Here is a 3582-nt window from a genome sequence, read left to right on the forward strand (position 1 = left end):
CATCCCGGGTGGGGCCCAATATTCGTGACGACACGCTGACCCCACCGCGCAGCGGATCACCGCCCCAGATGGAGCCAAAATTCATGAAGAAAACCGACCCAACTGGGGCCAACTCAGGTGATCACACGCACCGCCCCATTTACAGCCGCGACGCCTGCCAGAGCCGGGTTATCGCTATTTGTATCTATTTGGACGGAACGCGCTGCCAGCTTGTATACCTCGCACAACTTCTGATGCGCCGCGGCGACTTCCGCGGAGGTGTACGTTGGCGGCGCGGATGTTGCCGGGGCTGCGTTTGTCCCGCTGGTAGTAGGGCGGGTCAATGCCACGATCAAAGCTGCGGTGCCGAGTAAGGCGGCGACGGCCGACAGCGCTACTGCTGGCCAGGTGCGGGAGTGTGCTGGGGGGTTGGTGGGATATGGCGGTGCCCACTGCTGTGCAGGCGGGTGGTTGGTCGTCACCTGAGTAAGGCTATTCCCGCTGCTGCCTCCGCGCACTCCAGTGTCTGTTCGGCTGCATCGATGCAAACACCAACTGTGACTGCCGCGACACCGCCCCCGGGTAGGCGAGACGGCCAATGCCGCCGGGGTCCGTTCCAAGGGGTAACGGGTGAATAGCGACAAGCCGTGCGTAGTCCAGAACTCGCATGTGGCTACCTTCGCGATTGTCAACTGTATTTGCGACTCGCTGCTTTGTTCACTTTTCACTTGGCGCTGACGGGGGATAGTAGTTACGCACTGATTGTTACGTCAATACCACTTCAGCAAATCGTCAGTGTTTTGTCTCTTATTGACCGCTAACGGCGTTTCTGCGTTTAGTAGATGTCACGGACCCGCCAATGACATCGAGAACTTGGCGGGCGGCAGATCAGCTAGCACCGCACAGAGCCTTCATGCGGGCATCCTCAGCATTAACATCATCAAGCGCCGCCCGCCACGCCGGATCGTCACGCCCGCCGGCAATGCTACTCGTTGCTGTGGTGTTGCTGTATGCCTCGGTAAGCGCCAGCGCCGCGGCGCGATCGCCTCAAGCGAGCGCCGGGGATGCATTTACCGCGGCCTCCAACATTAAGGCGCCGTTCACGGCGGCTACCCCTGCGAGTGCCGGACTTGCGCCATTGGTTTCTACCTGAACCGCACGTGCGGCAAGCTTTTACACCTCACACAACTTCTGGTGCGTCGCGGCGATGTCAGCAGCGGTATACGTCACTGGGGCGGAAGTTTTCGGGGTTGCGGCTGGATTGCTCGTCGTGGGACGTGTCAGCGCCACGATCAAAGCTGCGGCGCCCAGGGCAATGGCGATGGCCAAGCCACAGCTTGCCAAAACGCGCGAGCCTGTCCCGGGCTGCGTGGGATGGGTCGGTGTCCATTGGCCGGTCAAAGGTGGGAGGTTCGTCACCCCACGGAAGGGTATTGCAACTGCTGCCTGGGCGCACTCCAGTGCCTGTTCGGCCGCGTCGATGTCGACGAACGCCGAGTTGCCACGCTGCCCCCACCGGGCGAGACGGCCAATGCCCCCACGTCCGTCTTCAGCCGTGAATGGCGACAACCCGTGCAGTAGGGCAGAATTCGCGCGTGGCTCCCTTGGCGGTGATCTGCGATGCGGTGTGCGTCGCAGGTAGCCAGGTAGCTGCCGAAGAGCCGTCACCAGCGGCGCCACGGGTCGGGGGCCGCTGCGTCTTCACCGACATGGAATGATCCACAACTACGGAGGGCGCAGTGCAGCTTCGCTACATCAGCATCCCACTGTTGATCGCCGAATCCGGTGGTGATCCATGGGCGATAAATCAAAGCCTCAAAGCCGGTCGTCCGGCGCAGATTTCGGGCCTGGCGGAGGCGTTTCATGCCGCCGGCCGGTGCACCGCAGAGGCTGACGCCGCTTTCGACCTGGCACGGCGCCGCTTCGAGCAAGCCTGGAATCGGGAGAATGGTGAGCACCCGATCAACGACTCCGCTGAGGTGCAGCGCGTCACGCAGTCGCTGGGTGCGCAGTCGCTGCAATTGCCCAAGATTGGGGTGGACCTGGAAAACATCGCGGCCGCCCTGGCCGAGGCGCAGCGATCCGCAAGCGGGGAGATCGCAAAGCTAGAGGGTCAGCTGCAGCAACTCGATGACGAAATTGGCCAGGCGGTGACGCTTGAGAGAAACCCTCAGCTCACCGCAGAGGACAGGGCGACGCTGGATGCTTTCATTCACACGTGCGAAAACGACGCGATCGAGGACACCAAGGCTGCCCTGGCTAATCTGCATTCGATCCGCGACGGGTATTCAAGCTTCCTGATAACGGCGGAGAAAAATCTGGCTGTCGACGGGTACGACCCTTCTCGAATTTGGGGCGTCGACAACCACGAACCCGAGACACCTGACCGAGCTGAACAAGACGTCCATGATGCGCTCGCTGGTGACCAAGGCGCGGCCGGACGAGTTAATGCTGTATTGGGTTCTATTACCCCCGATCAGTTGGCCGGGAAAGTTCCGTTGACTGCCGAGCAGGCCTCAGTGTTGAGTCAGTTGCAAGCTCAAGAACACGGCATGTCTGTCGACGCGCTCACGACCGCGGAGCAACGCCTGGGCGCACAAAGGGGCATGATCGCCAATTCCTGGCAGCTGATGAGCAATCCAAATATCACCTTCCCGAAGACTCCGTTAACCGTTGGCGCCAAGCAGGGTTCCGACACGGTAAAAGGTGGCGTCTCGCAGGTGCCTGAAAGTGTCCAGCAGGCGTTGAACTCGCCGGGAGTGCTCTTTACGCATCAAATGAACGACATCGCCGGCATCGTCAAGGACGGGGACAAGGGCTTTCAGACGAATACCGAGTTGGATCGCGCGATGATCCATAAGGCATCGGTCATGATGGACACGCCGATCTGGCGTGCCGACCCTGCCAGCCAAGGACAAAACGTCGAACGCGATCCTGCTTTGGATCCCACGGTGTCCAATGTCCTCTCGGCGGTGTCGCCGGATCACCAGGTAGTACATGACACCATCACCGGAGCCGACCACGACAAGTTCCTGCGAAACATCACCCACCATTACTGGAAAGACAACGGCCAAGGTGTTGGCTCTCTGTTTTCGTGGACCGGGGATCCGTCGGTGGTCCAGGGGCCGGAGGAAAGGATCGCCGCCGAAACCGCCCGCGCATACAGTTCGTACATCGGCACAGACCAGCAGTTGCTGCACCTTCCGGGAAACCACACCCTTGGCCAGGTGAACCCGAACTTGGTCCGCGATATGGCCCACGGGCTGGGTCCTTACGTCAACAACATCGCCGGCACATCGGGGGGATTACCGGGATTCGGTGATCCGCTCGACCGCGACACCATGTCGGGTGCGCTGCCGGTGGCCAAGGGCGTCTTCTCGGTGCTGAGCAGCGATAAGGAGGCCGCCCAGTACTTCAACGGCCAGGCCTACGCGCAGGCTGTGCTTCACGAAGCTGCCTTTGCCAACGATGTGCTTCCCCCGCTTTTTCGGAGGCTTCCGAACCAGGTTTGATCATGCATAGCCTGGAGGAAGGAAGTTTGCGGTGGCAGCGAACAGGAAGTACCCCGACGAGCTGCGTAGACGCGCGGTGCGGCTGTATCGG

General features: G+C 61.1%; 1 protein-coding gene and 2 pseudogenes. 2 read left to right on the forward strand and 1 reads right to left on the reverse strand.

The features are described 5' to 3' along the window. Positions 1-128: 128 nt before the first annotated feature. Positions 129-497: pseudogene (locus tag EET03_RS31595) on the reverse strand (hypothetical protein); the annotation flags it as partial. A gap of 1077 nt (positions 498-1574) precedes the next feature. Between EET03_RS31595 and EET03_RS32430 the strand changes: the two are divergent. After that, positions 1575-1697: a hypothetical protein gene (locus EET03_RS32430; protein ID WP_279637702.1), complete on the forward strand. Its 123-nt coding sequence runs from the start codon at positions 1575-1577 to the stop codon at positions 1695-1697. A 21-nt stretch (positions 1698-1718) separates the two neighbouring features. Then, positions 1719-3449 (forward strand): annotated as a pseudogene (locus tag EET03_RS15125) (putative alpha/beta hydrolase); the annotation flags it as partial. Between the last annotated feature and the right edge of the window lie 133 nt (positions 3450-3582).

Origin of the sequence: Mycobacterium innocens, from assembly GCF_900566055.1 — a bacterium.
GTDB classification, from domain to species: Bacteria; Actinomycetota; Actinomycetes; order Mycobacteriales; family Mycobacteriaceae; genus Mycobacterium; species Mycobacterium innocens.